Annotated in this window: 24 protein-coding genes; 20 read left to right on the plus strand and 4 right to left on the minus strand. The window is 71.2% G+C overall.

Annotated elements, in window-relative coordinates; all coding sequences use genetic code 11:
* Positions 1-405: 405 nt before the first annotated feature.
* On the plus strand, positions 406-1,230 hold the full coding sequence (locus tag ABEA77_RS07150) for a DUF3800 domain-containing protein (protein ID WP_345642777.1): 825 nt from the start codon (positions 406-408) through the stop codon (positions 1,228-1,230).
* A gap of 250 nt (positions 1,231-1,480) precedes the next feature.
* On the opposite strand, the gene ABEA77_RS07155 is transcribed toward ABEA77_RS07150, so the two are convergent.
* A complete protein-coding gene (locus ABEA77_RS07155; protein WP_345642778.1) occupies positions 1,481-1,708 on the minus strand; it encodes a hypothetical protein in 228 nt (75 codons plus the stop codon).
* Positions 1,709-1,731: 23 nt separating this feature from the next.
* Complete coding sequence (locus ABEA77_RS07160; RefSeq protein WP_345642780.1) at positions 1,732-2,070, minus strand: DUF6233 domain-containing protein; 339 nt, start codon at positions 2,068-2,070, stop codon at positions 1,732-1,734.
* A gap of 142 nt (positions 2,071-2,212) precedes the next feature.
* Here ABEA77_RS07160 and ABEA77_RS07165 point away from each other — a divergent pair, with 142 nt between their 5' ends.
* On the plus strand, positions 2,213-2,950 hold the full coding sequence (locus tag ABEA77_RS07165) for a DNA-methyltransferase (RefSeq protein WP_345642782.1): 738 nt from the start codon (positions 2,213-2,215) through the stop codon (positions 2,948-2,950).
* Positions 2,951-3,003: 53 nt separating this feature from the next.
* Here ABEA77_RS07165 and ABEA77_RS07170 read toward each other — a convergent pair whose 3' ends face one another.
* Entirely contained in the window at positions 3,004-3,267 is a 264-nt protein-coding gene (locus tag ABEA77_RS07170; RefSeq protein WP_345642784.1) for a hypothetical protein, read from the minus strand.
* A 143-nt stretch (positions 3,268-3,410) separates the two neighbouring features.
* Here ABEA77_RS07170 and ABEA77_RS07175 point away from each other — a divergent pair, with 143 nt between their 5' ends.
* The 5 genes from ABEA77_RS07175 (at position 3,411) to ABEA77_RS07195 (ending at position 6,383) form a co-directional block, all read left to right on the plus strand.
* Positions 3,411-3,578, plus strand: coding sequence for a hypothetical protein (locus ABEA77_RS07175; protein WP_345642786.1), 168 nt, complete (start codon positions 3,411-3,413; stop codon positions 3,576-3,578).
* A gap of 72 nt (positions 3,579-3,650) precedes the next feature.
* A complete protein-coding gene (locus ABEA77_RS07180; RefSeq protein ID WP_345642789.1) occupies positions 3,651-4,658 on the plus strand; it encodes a protein transporter Sec31 in 1,008 nt (335 codons plus the stop codon).
* The gene (locus tag ABEA77_RS07185; protein ID WP_345642792.1) at positions 4,655-5,290 is read left to right on the plus strand and encodes a hypothetical protein; all 636 of its coding nucleotides are present in this window, start codon (positions 4,655-4,657) and stop codon (positions 5,288-5,290) included. Before ABEA77_RS07180 ends, ABEA77_RS07185 begins: the two co-directional genes overlap by 4 nt.
* Positions 5,287-5,793: a hypothetical protein gene (locus ABEA77_RS07190; protein WP_345642795.1), complete on the plus strand. Its 507-nt coding sequence runs from the start codon at positions 5,287-5,289 to the stop codon at positions 5,791-5,793. The genes ABEA77_RS07185 and ABEA77_RS07190 overlap by 4 nt, the downstream gene beginning before the upstream one ends.
* On the plus strand, positions 5,790-6,383 hold the full coding sequence (locus ABEA77_RS07195) for a hypothetical protein (RefSeq protein WP_345642798.1): 594 nt from the start codon (positions 5,790-5,792) through the stop codon (positions 6,381-6,383). Before ABEA77_RS07190 ends, ABEA77_RS07195 begins: the two co-directional genes overlap by 4 nt.
* 299 nt (positions 6,384-6,682) lie before the next feature.
* Here ABEA77_RS07195 and ABEA77_RS07200 read toward each other — a convergent pair whose 3' ends face one another.
* Positions 6,683-6,808, minus strand: coding sequence for a hypothetical protein (locus ABEA77_RS07200; protein ID WP_345642801.1), 126 nt, complete (start codon positions 6,806-6,808; stop codon positions 6,683-6,685).
* Between the two features lie 157 nt (positions 6,809-6,965).
* Here ABEA77_RS07200 and ABEA77_RS07205 point away from each other — a divergent pair, with 157 nt between their 5' ends.
* The 13 genes from ABEA77_RS07205 (at position 6,966) to ABEA77_RS07265 (ending at position 16,926) form a co-directional block, all read left to right on the plus strand.
* Positions 6,966-7,103 carry a hypothetical protein gene (locus ABEA77_RS07205; protein ID WP_345642804.1) on the plus strand — a complete coding sequence of 46 codons (138 nt, stop codon included), beginning with the start codon at positions 6,966-6,968 and terminating at the stop codon, positions 7,101-7,103.
* Positions 7,104-7,211: 108 nt separating this feature from the next.
* Positions 7,212-7,580, plus strand: a complete 369-nt coding sequence (locus ABEA77_RS07210) for a hypothetical protein (RefSeq protein WP_345642807.1) — start codon at positions 7,212-7,214, stop codon at positions 7,578-7,580.
* 240 nt (positions 7,581-7,820) lie between these two features.
* Positions 7,821-8,084 carry a hypothetical protein gene (locus ABEA77_RS07215; RefSeq protein ID WP_345642810.1) on the plus strand — a complete coding sequence of 88 codons (264 nt, stop codon included), beginning with the start codon at positions 7,821-7,823 and terminating at the stop codon, positions 8,082-8,084.
* 85 nt (positions 8,085-8,169) lie between these two features.
* Positions 8,170-8,679, plus strand: a complete 510-nt coding sequence (locus ABEA77_RS07220; RefSeq protein ID WP_345642813.1) for a hypothetical protein — start codon at positions 8,170-8,172, stop codon at positions 8,677-8,679.
* Positions 8,660-10,165, plus strand: coding sequence for a hypothetical protein (locus ABEA77_RS07225; RefSeq protein WP_345642814.1), 1,506 nt, complete (start codon positions 8,660-8,662; stop codon positions 10,163-10,165). The genes ABEA77_RS07220 and ABEA77_RS07225 overlap by 20 nt, the downstream gene beginning before the upstream one ends.
* Positions 10,165-10,377 carry a hypothetical protein gene (locus ABEA77_RS07230; RefSeq protein ID WP_345642816.1) on the plus strand — a complete coding sequence of 71 codons (213 nt, stop codon included), beginning with the start codon at positions 10,165-10,167 and terminating at the stop codon, positions 10,375-10,377. Before ABEA77_RS07225 ends, ABEA77_RS07230 begins: the two co-directional genes overlap by 1 nt.
* Before the next feature lie 19 nt (positions 10,378-10,396).
* Complete coding sequence (locus ABEA77_RS07235) at positions 10,397-11,995, plus strand: phage portal protein (protein WP_345642818.1); 1,599 nt, start codon at positions 10,397-10,399, stop codon at positions 11,993-11,995.
* A gap of 1 nt (position 11,996) precedes the next feature.
* Positions 11,997-12,995, plus strand: coding sequence for a head maturation protease, ClpP-related (locus tag ABEA77_RS07240; protein WP_345642821.1), 999 nt, complete (start codon positions 11,997-11,999; stop codon positions 12,993-12,995).
* Between the two features lie 12 nt (positions 12,996-13,007).
* Positions 13,008-14,375, plus strand: a complete 1,368-nt coding sequence (locus tag ABEA77_RS07245) for a phage major capsid protein (protein WP_345642822.1) — start codon at positions 13,008-13,010, stop codon at positions 14,373-14,375.
* Positions 14,376-14,406: 31 nt separating this feature from the next.
* Entirely contained in the window at positions 14,407-14,856 is a 450-nt protein-coding gene (locus tag ABEA77_RS07250) for a hypothetical protein (RefSeq protein ID WP_345642825.1), read from the plus strand.
* On the plus strand, positions 14,853-15,257 hold the full coding sequence (locus ABEA77_RS07255; protein WP_345642828.1) for a hypothetical protein: 405 nt from the start codon (positions 14,853-14,855) through the stop codon (positions 15,255-15,257). The genes ABEA77_RS07250 and ABEA77_RS07255 overlap by 4 nt, the downstream gene beginning before the upstream one ends.
* Positions 15,258-15,556: 299 nt before the next feature.
* Positions 15,557-15,814: a hypothetical protein gene (locus ABEA77_RS07260; protein ID WP_345642831.1), complete on the plus strand. Its 258-nt coding sequence runs from the start codon at positions 15,557-15,559 to the stop codon at positions 15,812-15,814.
* A 38-nt stretch (positions 15,815-15,852) separates the two neighbouring features.
* Entirely contained in the window at positions 15,853-16,926 is a 1,074-nt protein-coding gene (locus ABEA77_RS07265) for a hypothetical protein (protein ID WP_345642832.1), read from the plus strand.
* Position 16,927: the final 1 nt, after the last annotated feature.

Raw genomic sequence — 16,927 nt, forward strand, 5'->3', positions numbered from 1 at the left:
CGCTCATGTTGATGATGAGCTGCCCCTCTCGATGACGAGCGGCGAGGCGCCTGAGCCATCGCCTTCGTGTGACAGCGCACTACTTGCCGACGCAAACCGGATGGGGCGAGTAGGTGTTCCGGAACGGGAGGCGGAAGCGCCGCGACGACTTAACTGACGTCTCACCAGCAACGACGCATCTCGTTGCGCTCGGGGCACCCGTAAGGATTACCGGATAGGTCGGCTATCAGGCGTAACATCGGGTCACCGAGCATGCCGCGTGGGGCCCATGAGGCGAGTCGGTCACAAAGCAGAAAGGCCCTCGGCGGATCCGACCCCGCCGAGGGCAAGACCAGAGGAGACGAAACCTCCCGTGGTGCCGACCAACCGTAGCGCGCAGTGCTACACCCCCGGCGGGGGACGCCGATGACAGCTTTCCCGACGCCCCCGTCTCTGGGGCGTCTCCCTAAGCTTCACGTCTACGTCGATGAAACGGGTGACCGAGGCTTCAGCGACAAGTCCAAGGCCAAGTCCCCCTTCTTTGCGATGACTGCGGTCATCGTGCCGGAAGAGGAGGAGTGGGCCGTGAAGGTCGCGGTCGGGGGCCTACAGGGCATGGTCCACAGTGGGCCTCCACAGGAGGCGCATAAGCCTCTTCACTGGGTCGAGCACTTCAAGGCGAAGCACCCAGAGCGACGCCGACGGGCCGCCCTCACGCTGGCGCGCATGCAGGACGTCATGGTCATCCACGTCATCGCGGACAAGGGGACGATGCAGGACGACTGGGCCATGTCGAAGAGCAAGGAGGTGTTCTACAACTTCACGACCCGCCTCCTTCTGGAGCGAGTCGCCCTGGCCGCGAAGGGTTGGCCGGGCGGGCGGCGGCTCGCTATCGTGCGCCTGGGCATGGTGAAGCACATGGACCACTCCACCTCCGAGAGCCATCTCGACTGGGTGCGAGGCGGCAACGTGGAGACCTACAACGTCCCATGGGGGCTTATCAAGTGGCCGCCCACATGGGAGAGCACCCAACGGCACGGCATCCAGCTGGCAGATCTCCATGCGGGGCTTCTCGGAACAGCCCTGATGGGAGACCCCCAAGACATGGACTGCGCCCGCAACCTCCTGGCATGCCGGCACCAACTGCGCCGCTCCCCGACAGGAAAGCTGCTGGGCTGGGGTGTCAAGGTGATCGGCACAGATGCGTTCTTGCTGAAACGCGCATGGTGGCCGGAGTGGGACACGCCCTGATCAGCAGCGAGCCCCCTGGGGGACTCCCGGGGGCCACAACCACCTCGTGGGGTGGAGGGATCCAGTTCCCTGGTTCCGGCCTTACTCCCGGCAGCCCTCCAGGGGGCTCCGCGTCTACGTTTCTGCGAGCAGTCTACCCAGGTTTCCTGGGGAACGCTTATTTCAAGTCGGATACAACATCGATTTCACCCCTTCGAGATGGGCAACAGAAGCTTTGTTGCCACGTCAGCCACCCGACCGACCGACGCAGTCACCTGGAGTCCCAGTCGTGCGCCCGGCCGCCGCGCCACTCCACCCACGACGGATCATCGAGCAGCCACTCCGCGTCCGGGATGCCCGGGCGCTGGAGCAGCTGCACCAGGTCCTCGTCGTCGTAGGCGATGCCGAGGATGCGGCTGCCGAGTAGCTGGCGCCGCAGGGTGACGCGCCGGCCGCCGGTCGGTGACGGCCGGTGCACGACGATCGCCGCCCGCGACATGCCCCCAGCTTCGCCGCGACCGACTACCCCAGCACGCCGAGCTCGGCATCCGGGTGGCACGCCGGGCACGGCTCAACCCCGCCGGCAGTGAGCGCTTCGAGCGCCTGGGCGCGGGTGATCGGCTGCATGCCCGCTGCGAGCTCCCAGCACCAGCCCTGATGCAGGAGCTGCGGCCGGTGCCTGCTGTCGAGGAGCCAGTCGCCAGCGGGCGGGCGCCGAGCGGCCGCCTGCTCCTCCCGGCGCTGCTCGGCCGCCGCTGCTCGCTCGGCTTCGTCGAGCCAGCGCCGGGTGCGCGCGAGATCGCGCTCCTGGACGCGCAGCAGGAAACGCAGCATCTCGACACGCTCGACCGATTCGGACACGCGTTCGATGATAGGCGTCCGATAGATGGGGGTGATGTGGTGCGGACCCTATGGAGTCGAACAGACGTTCAAGCGATGATCAAGAAGCTCCGGCACCGACTCGCTCGCCCCTGGCGCACGCGACCACACCCAGGAGGCGCCCATGCCCAGCTGGACCCTGCACCAGGGAGACGCCCTCACTCTGCTGCCCACCCTCGACACCCTCGCCGACGCCGTGATCGTCGACCCGCCGTACAACAGCGGCGGCCTCCAGGCGGCGCAGCGCCGCGGTCAGAGCGCCCGGGGCAAGTACGTCTCCGGCGACGCGAACCACCTGCTTCCCGACTTCGGGGGCGACCGACGCGACCAGCGCGGGTACACGTACTGGCTGTCCAGCATGCTCGCGGCGTCCCTCGCGGCCGCGCGCCCAGGTGCGTCCGCGCTCGTGTTCACCGACTGGGCGCAGCTCCCCGCCACGTCCGACGCGCTCCAGGCCGGCGGCTGGGTGTGGCGCGGCATCATCCCCTGGCGGAAGACGATCGCGAGGCCGACCCGTGACGGGTTCAAGCGCGAGTGCGAGTACGTCCTGTGGGGCAGTCACGGCGAGCCGACGCGGCATGCCCCGAGCATCTACCTGCCCGGCTGGCTGGAAGGCTCGCAGCCGCGGGGGAAGGGCCGGGTGCACATCACGCAGAAGCCGGTTGCCGTGATGCGGCAGCTGGTGCGCATCGCGCCCGAGGGCGGCACGGTCCTGGACTGGTGCGCGGGCTCCGGCACCACCGGCGTCGCGGCCCTGGCGGAAGGCCGGCGGTTCGTCGGCATCGAGGCGAGCGGCGAGTACGCCGCGGCTGCCCGGCAGCGGCTGATGGCGGCGGTCGATAAGGAGCCCGCTGCCGCGTAGCACCTCAGCGTGACGGCCCCGTTCGTCGAGCGGGGCCGCCGTCGTCCTGCGAGCTACTCCTCGCTGCTCCTCTTAAGGTCCGTCCGCTCGCCCTGGCGGGTCTTGCGTGTGGCGAAGTACGGCTTGGCCATCCGGTAGTCCACCGCGTTCGAGCGGCCGACCGGCACCACGGCCGGGAAGTCGGGATCGATCTGCGAGAGCTGCGAGATCCGCTGGTGGGTGATCGTCTCGACGACACCATCAGCGACGAGCCGCCTGGCCAACTCCCTGAACGACACCATGTCTGGCCCTCCCTCGTCGTCGGCCATGGGCACCATACTTTCTGACTTCCTTGCCGTATGGCAAGGAAGTCGCTACCTTCGTTCTCGGCACAACGGGAAAGCCCCCTGACCCATGTGGAGTTGCAGCTCCGGGCCCGGGGGCGGACCCGCCCCGACAGCGACGAAGGAGCAGGTCCGCCATGGAGCGTACCGACCAGCCCGCCAACGACGACAGCCCCGAGACCCCGCCCGAGAGCCAGCTCGTCGACGAGCCCGCGACCCCGGAGAACTGCGCCGCGGACTATGCGGCCGGCAGCGGCGCCCGCCAGGCGTTCGACAAGCACGTCCAGAAGTACCGCGACCGCTGACCCCGCCGACCGGCCGGGCCCGCGGCGGCACATACCCGCGGGCTCGGCCCCAGCGTCCTGGAGCACCAGCCCATGAAGACCCGCGCTGTCACCCGCTGGCGGGAGATCGAGCACACCGAGGCCGGCGAAACCCGCCTCATCACCGAGCCCTACACCGTCAACATCCCCGTACCGTCCCGCGACTGGGACCACATCGTCCTCAACACGGTCACCACAGCAGCCCTCGGCTTCACCGCCGTATCCGTCGCCTGGTCCACCGTGTCCGCCGGAGCACTCCTCGCCGCCGCCGGCCCGGCCGCCGTCGCCTACCCGGTCGCCGCCGCGTACGACGCCGCCTGGCTCACCTGCATGGGCCTGGAGTGGCTCTCCCGCTACGACCCCGACCGTGCCCGCGCACCCCGCCGCGCCGGGCACGTCTTCCTCCTCGTGGCCGTGGCGGTGATCTTCGCTCACGGATACCTCGACGTCGGCTTCGTCGTCGGCGCGGCCGGCGCCGTCATCTCCGCCATCGCGAAGGGACTGTGGTCGCTCGTGCTGGGGCACATCGCACAGCCCCTCCCGGACCGCACCCGCGCCTGGCTCGGCGTGCGCCGGGCCGAGTTGACGGCGCAGCTTGCGCTCGGCGCGCAGCAGCGGCAGTTGACCCGCATGCAGGAGCAGCACGCCGCGCTCCTCAGCGGCCTGCCCTCTACCGGTGCGCAGCCGGACACGAGCCCGGACACCGCGGCGGACGTGTCCGCGACCGTCCGGGCCGCCGTCCGTGCAGCCGCGGCGACCCTGCCGTCCGCGACCGCCGCGGACATCACGGATCACCTCGCCACGGTCGGCATCGACACCGACGAGGACACCGTCCGCACCGTCCTGGACACCTCGCCGGACACGCTGGACAGCAGGTCAACCGGCCGCGTCCAGCCTCTCGCCCCTCGCGGGCAGTCCATCGCGGACAGCGTCCGGACAGCTCTCGCGTCCGGGATCACGGACAAGTCCGCTGTCCTGTCCTACGTCCGGACGATCCACGGACAGTACGTGTCCTCAGACACCGTGGCCCGGACACTCAACCGGATCGAGCGTGCCTCATGACGGCCGATCAGGGCGCCGACGAGCGCCGCGTCGCACACCTCCTGCGCCGCAACGGAGTCGGCCCCGACTCCGAGGCCCCTACGCCGCGTCGGCCCATCACCCCGAGCCGGGTCATCCCCGCGGGCGCGCCGCTGCCCGCCCGGCCGCCCGAGCCGGACGACATCCCACCGTGGCGCACCCCGCCGGCGCCCCCGCCCCCGCCGCCCGCGCCGCTGCCTCCTCCGGTCGTCCTCCTCGGACCGCCGCCCGGCCCGATCGAGGTCATCGTCACCCTCACCCCCGAACAGGCACCAGGGCCGACGTGGCGCGAGCGTCTCGCCGCCGCGGTGCGCCGGATCGGCCGTCCCTGGCAGATCCTCGGCGCGCTCACCCTCACCGTCACGCCGATCCCAGGCACCGGGTACAGCGCGGCGACCACCTGGCACTACACCGTCAGCCTCGCCCGCCAGGACCTCGGCGTGGGCTGGGGCTACGCCACCGGCGGCATCCCGCTCGCCCTGGCGCTCCTCCTCGTAGTCCGCCGCGGCGGCACCCTGCTGCGCCTGGCGGCCCTCGCCGTCACCCTCGTCGGCGCGGTCGGCGCCATCTCCTGGTACGACCCCATCCAGCTCATCACCGGAGTCCCCCGATGAACGCCGCCCTGTCCCTAGGGGGCGTCACCGTCGCCCTCGCCCTCCTCTGGCTCAACCTTCGCCCCTGGCTCAAAGGCAGCCGCGACCCGAAGGCCCTGCTGCCGTACGCCTCCGGGGCCGGCCTCGGCTCCGTCGCGACGATCTGCACCGGCGGCGCGCTCGGCTGGGGCGCCGCGGGGATCGCCAGCCTCGCCACCCGCGGCGGCAGCACGGGCGTCCGCGGCGTGACCGGCGTCTCCGGCGCCGCCACGCTGCCCACCGGGCGCATGGGCGCGCTAACCCAGCCCGGCGCGGTCGTCGCGTGCGTGCTCCTCGTCGGTGTGTGCGTCCTGTTCAAGGCGTCAGGGAAGCAGGACAAGCGCAGGCTCGTGGGCGGCTTCGTAACCTTCGCGATCTTGGGTTTCCTGCCCGGCGTGGCCTACCTGCTGCACTGGTGGCCCGACACGCTCAACTGGCTCGGCGCCAAGGGCCAGGACCTCGCCAACACGGGGAACGCCCGGTGAAGCGCCGCCTCGCCGCGTGGGCGGCGCGCAGCAGCGCAGCCGAGCGCCTGTGGCGCGGCAGCAGCACCGTCGCGCGCCGCCGCGTCACCGCGCTCGCGGACTGGGTCGGCCGCGGCCGCCGCGACGACCTCACCGGCTGGCGCGCCGCCGTCGGCCCGCTGCTGCGCCTCGCCCTCCTCGCCGCGGCCGCGTACGCGGTGTGGGCCGTCGTGCGCGCGCTCCCGTGGCTGCTGTGGCTCCTGACCGGCTGGTGGGTGGCGGTCGCGTGGAGGGCCGGGCGCACCTCGGCCGACGGCCGTTCGGAGGCCGAGCCAGCCCCGGCACCGGGTGGCAGCCGGGAGGCGGTCGTCGAGCTCCTCGCCGACCTGATCGGGGACCGCCCCGGCGTGCACCTCTCGGCGCTCCTCGCACACCTCCAAGAGCGCGGGCACGGAGAGGGCTGGAAGGTGGCCGATCTGCGGGCCCGCCTGGAGACCCTCGGAGTGCCCGTACGCCGGTCGGTGAAAGTGGCCCGGAAAGTGGCGTACGGGGTCCACCGCGAGGACCTCCCGGAACGCTCCCCGGCCGCGCCTGCCGAGCCTGCGGCGTGAGCGTCTACCACCCGGGTCTACCTGCACGTCTACCGTCCAGCTACGCGCTGATCTACTTCCTCACTACCTCTGTGTGTCCGGGGCTCCCCCCATGGGTACATTAGAGAAACGTGGTTGAATAGATCCTGTTCGGCGGACTGACATATACATTCTCAGTTGCGCTTGATATCAGAAAGACCCGGCTTGGCGGCTACCAAACCGGGCCCTTCTTGCAGTTCACGAGCCCGGTCGCGTTGGAAGAGACCGGGCTCGCTGCTTGTGCAGAGCCCAGCTTTCCGACCGGTCCATGTGGCGCCTCGCTACTTGGCGAGCTGCAACGCCAGGGTGGCGAACGCCGTGAAGGCGACCACCGACTTGAGCAGGAGCGAGTACCGCTGTACGCCGCTCATGCGCTGACGGGGGCTCTCTTCTTCGGGTTCATCCACAGTGCCCTCCTGACCTCCGGTTGACCAGGCATGTTTGCCAGGCCCTCCGCCGTGGCCCAACCGGGTTCCGGCGGAGCTTTGGGGAGAGTCACGTAGAGCGCCGCCACAATATCGGCACCCAGGCGAACAGCCCTAATCGGACGGCACGAAGGCCGATGTGTCCCGCGGGCCCGTCGCGCGCCCGCTCGTCTCCGATGCCGCGCAGGCCCTCACCGAGGCGCTCGTTGCCGCGGCCCAGCCCGACGAGGACAGATACCGCCACGACGCCACGCCCATGGTGATCGTCCGCGCGTAGGTACCGCGCGCCGCACAGAACCGGCCATCTAACTAGGCCGAAACCCGCTGCAACCCTTCACCAGCGGCATAGGTCGCATACGTCACCAAACATCACAAGGGGACCGCCATGAGTAACCCGTACGACAGCAGAAACCCCTACGGCCAGAGCCCGTACGTCGCCGCACCGATCACGCCCACCAGGCCCAAGATGTTCGGCTCGACCACCGCCCACATCCTGTGGGTACTCCTGCCGATCGTCACCCTCAGCCTCGGCGCAGCGATCCCCTTCGTCGTCGCAGCCGTAAAGGGCGTCGTCCGCCCATGGGTGGCCGTCGTGTACGGCGTCGTGGAGATCGGGATCTACATCACCAGCACTGCCATGCCGAACCCGGAAGCGGGCGGCGACTTCATCGGCCTGTTGCTGATCTTGCTTGTCATCGTGTCGGCGACCCACACGGGTCTGCTGGACAGCACCAAAATCCGCATCGGCAAGTAAAGGCCTCGGCGAAAGGCCGCGGTGAGCAGCCGGTTCGAAGTGACACACCAAGGCCGCTCGCCCCGGCCGTACGCTAGCCAGGTCATGCACCACAAGCAGCCTGGCTCTGCTGCTCCTGCAAGACACGGTGGGTACCGGCCCCCTCGCGCATCCCCCGCGCGAGGGGGCTCCCCGTTTCCCTGCCCGGCCGGCCCCCGCGGGCGCATCATGGCCCCGGACACATTCGACTGGGGAGGGGCCATGGCGCAGGGATACGGGGACGTACGCAGAGCCGTGCGGGACCAGAAGCGGAACATCTGGATCATGTGGGCGGTCTGCGGGGGGATCTGGCTGCTCATCACCCGCGCGGTGTGGAACGTGCCGGTCCTCGGTCTGATCATGCAGATCGCCCTCGTCGTGCTCGGGATCGCCGCGACCATCGCGGCGTTCTGGCTCAGCGGCCGGGTGCAGCGGATCGCGGACCGGGCGCGTGACGAGACGCTGCGGCAGGCCCAGGACGGCTGAACCGGCAGAGTGGCCCACTCGACGAGGGAGTAAACCCCCAGTTGAGTGGGCCATTCGCCTACCCTGACCACCGAGGGGAGGCCGCATGGACCACGAGCAGCAGCGCAACGGCAAGGGCAAGTTCGAACGCGGCATCGAGTCCGTACGCCGCGACGCGGCCGCCGCCGAGATGCGTGCCCAGCGACCGACCCCCACCTACCAGGAGATCGCCGACCGACTCGGCTACAGCGACAAGGGCGAGGCATGGCGCGGCGTGCAGCGCGCGAAGGCGGACGTTGCCCGCGAGCCCGTCGCGCGCCTGATCGCCTCCGAGGCCGCGCAGCTCGACGAGCTGTACGCCGCCGCACTGGAGGTGCTGGAGCGGGACCACGTCGTCGTGTCGTACGGCAGCGTCGTCAAGGGCGAGGACGGCAAGCCACTCCTCGACGACGGGCCGAAGCTCGCCGCGATCCGGGAGCTGCGCGGGATCCGCGAGTCGTACCGGAAGCTGCACGGCCTCGACGCCCCGTCCCGCGTGAGCGTCGACGCGCAGCAGCTCGGCGACGACATCCTCGCCCTCCTCGACCGGGCCACCGATGGCGACACGGACAGCTGACGTCGAGCGCCTCCGCCACCAGATCGACCAGCTGGTCCGCGCGGGCGACACACGGCAACTCCGCGCGCTGCGGGACCGGCTGAAGTCCGGCGTGGACCGGCGGGACCTGGCGCGCCGCACCACGCGGTACGGGGCGGAGCCGGTGCGGTGGGTGCGGGAGCGGCTGCGGCAGACCGTGTGGTCGAAGCAGCGCGAGATCCTCAACGCCGTCCGGGACAACCGCAGGACCGCAGTACGGTCCGGGCACGGCGTCGGCAAGAGCTGGACGGCCGCGCTGGTGGCGTGCTGGTGGCTCGACACGCACCCGCCCGGCGAGGCGTTCGTCGTCAGTACTGCGCCGACGTTCTCGCAGGTGCGGGCGATCCTGTGGCGGTACATCCGCAAGCACCACCGCTCCGGCCAGTTGGCCGGCCGGGTGAACCAGACCGAGTGGCTGATCGACGACGAGCTCGTCGGCTACGGCCGCAAGCCGGCGGACACCGACGAGGACGGGTTCCAGGGCATCCACGCCCGGTACGTCCTGGTGATCCTCGACGAGGCGTGCGGCATCCCCGAGCAGCTGTGGACGGCCGCCGATGCGCTGGCGACGGGCCCGGACTGCCGGATCCTCGCGATCGGGAATCCGGACAATCCGGCGTCGCACTTCCGGAAGGTGTGCGAGCCGGGCTCCGGCTGGCGGCAGCTGACGATCAGCGCGTTCGACTCCCCGAACCTGACCGGCGAGGACATCCCTGCGGACATGGCGGCCGCGCTCGTGTCCCGGGAGTGGGTGGAGGAGAAGGCGAAGGACTGGGGCGTCGACAACCCGATCTATCGCTCGAAGGTGCTCGGGGAGTTCTCGAAGGATGCGCCCAATCAGGTCGTGCGGCAGTCAGATGTCGTCGCGTGCCGGGCGGCGGCCGAGCACAGGCCGGCCGCCGAGGACCTCTTGCCAGTGGAACTCGGCGTGGACGTCGGCGGCGGCGGGGACGAGACCGTGATCCGGGAGCGCCGGGGCCGGACGGCCGGGCGGGAGTGGCGGGCGCACACGGACCGGCCGGAGAAGATCGCGCCTCTCATCATCGCGGCGGTCAAGGAGACCGGGGCGACGGCGGTCAAGGTCGACAGCATCGGCGTCGGCTTCGGCGTGATCGGCGAGCTGCGCAACGCGGCCACGCGCGGGGAGCACACGGCGCACGTGGAGGGTGTGAACGTCGGCGAGGCCGCGTCGGAGCCGGGGAAGTTCCTCAACCTCCGGGCCGAGCTGTGGTGGTCGCTCGGGCGCGGCCTGTCCGAGTCGCGTGGCTGGGACCTGGCGGTCATGGCCAACGCGGACACCACCGTGGCGCAGCTGCTCGAACCCCGGTGGGACACCGACCCGAAGGGCCGTATCCGGGTGGAACCGAAGGACGAGATCAGGAAGCGACTCGGCAGGAGCCCGGACAACGCGGACGCCCTGCTGCTCGCGTACTACAGCGCGGGCAGGCCGCGCGTGAGGTGGCTGTGATGGCGAAGCGCTCGGCGCGGCGACAGGAAATCTTGCGGCGAGCGGGCACCCAGGCCGCGCGATCGGCGAAGAAAATGCGGCCTACAGCCATGGTCACCGTAGGATTTACGCTAATCTCGGGTGGAGTCTGGAGCATCTTCGGTATGGGTGTCGGTCTGATCACCGCCGGAGTGCTCACCATCGGGCTCCAGTGGTGGGTCGACACCGAGTGACGGCGAAGGGGAGGGGCCCATGGGCAAGACGCTCCTCGGGTCCCTCGCCCGCTCCGCAACCGCCGTCGCCACCCGCGCCACCGCCGAACCGCCCGTCCCGTACGCCAGTCGTGGCGCCGAGCGCGCCCTGCCGTTCCTGCGGCCAGCCGGGATGGAAGCGCAGATGCGCGCCATGGGCAGCGTCGGCACGCTCTTCTCGATCGTCAACCGCACCTCGAACGCGACCGCGCAGGTCGAGTGGAAGCTGTGGCGCAAGGCGAAGTCGGGCCGCAAGGAGGACCGGACCGAGGTCACCTCGCACGCGGCCCTCGACCTGTGGAACCAGCCGAACCCGTTCATGCCGCGGCAGGAGTTCGTCGAGACGTTCCAGCAGCACATCGACCTGACCGGCGAGGGCTGGTGGGTCATCGGCTACAGCCCGTACGCGCGGATCCCGCTGGAGATGTGGCCGGTCCGCCCCGACCGGATGACGCCCATCCCGTCCACGGACCGGTTCCTCGCCGGGTACATGTACACCTCGCCCGACGGCGAGCAGATACCCCTCGGCCTCGACCAGGTCATCTTCCTGCGGATGCCGAACCCGCTGGACATCTACCGCGGCATGGGCCCGGTGCAGGCCGTCCTCGCAGACCTCGACGCCACCCGCTACTCGGCGGAGTGGAACCGGAACTTCTTCCTGAACAGCGCCGAGCCGGGCGGCATCATCGAGGTCCCGACCGCGCTGTCGGACCCTGACTTCGACCAGCTGCGCGAGCGGTGGAACGAGCAGCACCGCGGCGTCGCCAACGCTCACCGGGTCGCGATCCTGGAGCACGGCAAGTGGATCGACCGGAAGCTCAGCCAGCGCGACATGCAGTTCGTCGAGCTGCGCACCGTGTCGCGCGACGTGCTCCGTGAGGCGTTCGGCATCAGCGCGTTCGCGCTCGGCGACGTCCAGGACGTCAACCGCGCGACCGCCGAGGCGAGCAAGGCATGGTTCGCCGAGCAGCTGACCGTGCCGCGGCTGGAGCGCATCAAGGGCGCCCTAAACAACGACCTGCTTCCCCTCTACGGCCGGACCGCCGAGGGGCTGGAGTTCGACTACGAGAACCCCGTCCCCGCGGACCCCGAGGGTGAGGCGGCACAGCTCGCCTCGCGGTCCGCGTCCGCGCAGGCCCTCGTCTCCGCCGGCGCGTACGGGCCGTCGGTCCTCTCGGCCCTCGGCCTGCCGGAGTCGATCGAGTTCGGGCAGCCCGGCAGCGACCCGGACAAGGACCTGCTCGTCGAGCTGGTGAAGGGCGCCCCGTCCCTCGCACCGATCATCCTGCCGATGCTCGGCTACACCCTGCCCGCGGGCGCCGTGCCGGCCCCGGCCACGGCACCGTCCGCCCGGGCCCTTCCGCCCGGCAGCACGGACGACGACGAGATCGAGGCGGCGCAACGCTGGGTGGCCGTCGCGAAGGACGACGACGACACGTGCGAGCCGTGCCGCGACAACGACGGCCACGTCTACCGCAACCGCGCCGCGGCCTACCGGGACTACCCCGGCGGCGAGGGCTACATCCACTGCGTCGGCGCCGAGTACGGCAACAAGTGCCGCTGCACGGTCGTCAAGCGCGGCCGCAAGGGAGGGAACTGAGATGGACTGGATCACCAACCTCGCGCCGCGCGTCCCCGGCATGCATGCCCGCGCGGGCGCCGCGCCGGCCGGACGCTTCTGGGAGTTCCGCAACGCCACCGCTGACCAGGCCGAGCTGCTGCTCTACTCCGAGATCGGCGGCTGGTTCGGCACCTACGCCGAGGACTTCGTCCAGGAGCTGGCCGCGGTCACCGCGCCGAACCTGACCGTGCGCCTCAACAGCCCCGGCGGATCGGTGTTCGAGGGCATCGCCATCGCCAACGCGTTGCGCGCGCACTCCTCCACCGTGACCGTGCAGGTCGACGGGATCGCCGCGTCCATCGCCTCCGTGATCGCCCTCGCGGGGGCCCGGCTGGTGATGATGCCGCACACGCAGCTGATGATCCACGACGCGTCCGGCCTGTGCGCAGGCAACGCGAGCGACATGCAGCAGATGGCGGAACTCCTCGACCTCCAGTCGCAGAACCTCGCCGGGGTGTACGCCGCGAAGGCCGGCGGCACGGCGGCCGAGTGGCGCGAGCGGATGCAGGCCGAGACCTGGTACCTCGCCGAGGAGGCCGTGGCGGCCGGGCTGGCCGACGAAGCGATCCCCGCCCGTCCGGCGGGCCCGGACGACCCGGCGGAGCCCGCAGGCCCGGACGCCCAGCCTGCCGCCCGCTGGGACCTGTCCCTGTTCCGCTACGCCGGACGCGAGGCCGCCCCGGCGCCCGCTGCGACTGCCGCAGCCTCGACGGACGACAGCCCCCACGCTGCCGTCACCGAGCCGGAGCCGGTCTTCCCCCCGGCCCCAGCGCCCCCCGACGAGCCCGCGCCTGCGGCGCCGCTCGCCGAGCCGACCGATTCGCCACCCGCAGAGCCCGCGCCCGCGCCGGCCGACGAGACCGACGAGTGGGCGGCATCCGTAGCCCACCTCCTGCCCGACCCGGCGGACGCCTGGGCAGCAGAGATCGCCCACCTGATCACCCCCGACTCGTCGTCCAGCGCGGCGACGGAAGCCTGAAGGAGGACCCACGTGGCACCCACGATGACCGTCCCGCGCACCTCGGCCGAGCTGGCCGAGATGCTCGCCGACCCCGCAAAGCGCAGGGAGGTGATGGCCTCGCAGGAGTCCCTGACCGAATTCATCACCGCGTACGGGCAGGCGCAGCAGTCCGACGGCACCGAGCTGTCCCGGCTCGTCGCCGAGGAGACCCAGAAGGTCTTCGCGCAGATGCTCCGCGACAACGACCTCGACGACAAGGACCCCGCGGGCCAGATCCAGCGCCTGAACCTCGACCCGCAGGCGCGCCGCGGCGGCACCGTGCTGACCAGTCACCGGCAGGGCACCGCCTACAACCCGGCGGCGGCCGGCGCGCAGCTGGACAAGCACTTCGCGAACTCGATCGAGTACGTCAAGACGATCTGGCACCGCTCGCCCGAGGCATCCGTCGCGGAGAAGCTGGGCATCCTCCGCAACGCGGCGTCGTCCGTGTCGCCCTCGGACGGCGGATTCCTCGTCCCGGAGACCCTGCGCTCGCAGCTGCTCCAGATCGCCCTGGAGAAGAGCATCGTGCGCCCGCTGGCGACGGTCGTGCCGATGGAGTCGGCCCGGGTCCCGATCCCGATGATCGACTCGACCACCAACCAGGGCAGCGTCTTCGGCGGGATGATCGCGTACTGGGGCGAGGAGGGTGAGGAGCTCGAAGACTCCTCGCCGAAGTTCGGCCGCGTCGACCTCGACGCGAAGAAGCTCACCGGCCTGTCGGCCGTGCCGAACGAGCTGCTCCAGGACTCGATCACATCGTTCGCGTCGCTGATCGAAACCCTGTGGCCGCAGGCCCTGGCGTTCAAGGAAGACGCCAGCTTCATGGCCGGCACCGGCGTCAAGGAGCCGCTCGGCTTTCTCGGGAAGGGCAACACTGCCGCCGTCACCGTCGCCCGCGACACGAGCGGCGCCATCGGCTACGTCGACATCGTGAACATGCTCGCCCGCATGCTCCCGGCGTCCATCTCCAACGGCATCTGGCTGGCCTCCCCGGACGCCATCCCGAGCCTGCTCCAGATGGCGATGAACGTCGGCACCGGCGGCAACAGCGTGTTCGTCGTCAACGCCACCGGCCCGATGCCCATGAGCATCTTCGGCCGGCCGCTGGTCATCTCCGAGAAGGCCGGGCAGCTCGGCGCCCGCGGCGACCTGTCCTTCGTGGACCTGTCGTACTACCTGATCGGCGACCGCCAGACCATGTCCGCCGACAGCTCCACGGACTGGAAGTTCGGCTCCGACAAGACCACGTTCCGGATCATCCAGCGCGTCGACGGCCGCCCGTGGCTCAAGTCCCCGATCACCCCTGCCAACGGCAGCCCGAACACGCTGTCGCCGTTCGTCGAGCTGGCGGCCTGACCGCGCTCCGGCGCAGAGAGGAGAACACGACATGGCGCAGTACTCGCTCGGCCGGACGTTCAACACCGTCCCGGCTGCCGACAACAAGTGGATCAACCTCCAGGACGCGGGAAGCGTCGCGTTCCTGTGCTACCTGACCGGCGCGGCCGGGGACACCTACACGGTCACCCAGGCGCAGGACGCGGCCGGCACGGGGGCGAAGGCCCTGACGAAGGTCGGCACGTACTACACCGCCACCGGCGACGGTTCCGACACGTGGGTGGCCCGGACACCGACGGCGCAACAGCAGGCGGCGGGCACGGTCGTAACCGCGGCTCAGGCGGCGCAGAACGCCGCGGTGTTCGAGGTCCTCGGCGTGCAGCTCGACGAGGGCTTCACGCACATCCGCGTCGCGTCCACCGGCGCGGGCACCGTCAACGCGCTGCTCGGCGACCTGATGTCGCAGCGCGCCCCGGAGAAGCTCGCGGCGGTCAGCGCATGATCCGCGGCCGCACCGGAGATGACGGCGACCTGGAGTTCTTCGACGACCAGGCGCCGGGCACCGTCGTGGGCGCCGTGACGCGCGAGGGCATCACCGGTGCGGCCGGCGGCGACGTCACGGCGGCGGACATCACCGACGCGACGGCGACCGGCCGCTCGGTACTCACCGCCGCGAGCGCGGCGGCGGCACGGTCGGCGATCGGCGCCGGGACATCGTCGGTGGCACTCGCCGGGTCCGGGACGGCGACGACGGGTGCGCACTCCGACCACACGCACGCGGCGCCCGCCGTGCCGACGGCGTCACAGGTCACCGCCTCGGCGATCAGCCCGGGGAGCGCCACGACCGTGCAGGGCATCCTCGCCGAGCTCGCGGCCCGGATCAGCACGCTGGAGGCGGGATGACGGCCTGGCAGTGCAGCGCCTGCACGGCCGTGTACGCGGTCGGCGCCCCGGCGTGCCCGCAGTGCGGCGCGACCGAGCACACCGAGCACGGAGGAGGCGAGCGGTCATCAGCTGGGAGCAGCTCCGAGACATCGTCCAGGCCGCGGCCGCCCTCGCTGCCGACGAGCGGGCCCAACCGCCCGAGGCGTGCCCGAACGACGGCGAACCCCTCCGCTCCGGCCCAGACGGACAGCTCTACTGCCCGTGGGACGGCTGGCGGCCCGACGGCCGATACGTCGGCCAGTGAGGAGGACTGACCCGTGCAGAAGCCCAGCCTCGGCCGCGTCGTCCTGGCCCTCGTCGAACCGACCACGAACGGCGGCGCCGACATCGCGCCCGCCGTGGTGGTCCGGGTCGGCGCAGCGCACGACGACGGCAGCCACACCGTGAACGTCAAGGCGGACCTCGACTCGTCCACGAGCCCGAAGTGGATGACCGGCGTCCGGCTCTGCCCGGACGAGGAGACCGCCCGCGCGTACGACGGGGCCGCCGCGTTCTGGCCGCCACGCGCCCGCTGACCCGCCCGTACCCGATCACAGGAAGGAGGTGACGAGAGATGATCACGCAGCCCGTGTACGCGACGCGCGAGGACGTGGCGAACGCCGCCGACGGCAAGGTCACGGCGCGCGCTGACCGGCGCCTCGACCGCGCCCTGGAGCAGGCAACCGAGAGCGTGGACGGCCTGTGCCACCGCCACTTCGCGCCGACGATCGCGACTCGCTTCTTCGACTGGCCCAACGGCCAGTACGCCAGGCCCTGGAGGCTCTGGCTCGACGCGAACGAGCTGATCTCCGTCACCGAGGTCACCTCCGAAGGGCAGGTCATCGATCCGTCGGCGGTGCTCCTGGAGCCGCAGGCCTACGGGCCGCCGTACAACCGCATCGAGCTGGACATCAGCACCACGTCCGGCTGGGTCGGCGGCGACACTCACCAGCGCAATATCGGCATCAAGGGACTCTGGGGGGACACCGACCAGCAGAGCCCGCTCGGCGCTGCCACCGGTGCCGTAGACACCCTAGCGACCCGCCTCGACGTCGACGGCGAGACCGCCGCCGAGGTCGGCGTCGGCAGCATCGTGACCCTCGACACGGAACGCCTGATGGTCATCGGCCGGCGCCAGGCCGACACCGGCCAGACCCTCGCCGCCGAGGTCGGCGCGCAGGCCGCGGCGACCACGCTCACCGTGCAAGACGGGGACGCGTTCGGCGTCGGCGAGACGGTCCTCGTCGACTCTGAGCGCATGCAGATCGTCGACATCGCGGGCCCGGCCCTCACGGTCCGGCGCGGCTGGGACGGCTCCGTCCTCGCCGCACACGCGGCCAGCGCCGCGGTGTGGGCGTCCCGGCGCCTGACCGTGCGCCGCGCCGTGCTCGGCACGACCGCAGCCGTGCACCCGGCCGGCACCGGCGTGCGGCGGTGGGACCCGCCCGCCCTGGTGCGCCAGCTGACGATCGCCGAGGCCCTCGTGTCGCTCGGCCTGGAGGCCGCGGCGTACACGCGCACCGTCATCACCGGCTCGTCCGCCGGCGGGACGGGGTCGGGCACGGCCCGGGACAGCTCGGGCGTGCAGGACCTGCGGGACCGCACGTACGAGGCCCACGGCCGCAAGGCCCGCCTGCGGGCGGTGTGAC

Origin of the sequence: Streptomyces tremellae (assembly GCF_039540215.1) — a bacterium.
In the GTDB taxonomy this organism is placed as follows: domain Bacteria; phylum Actinomycetota; class Actinomycetes; order Streptomycetales; family Streptomycetaceae; genus Streptomyces; species Streptomyces tremellae.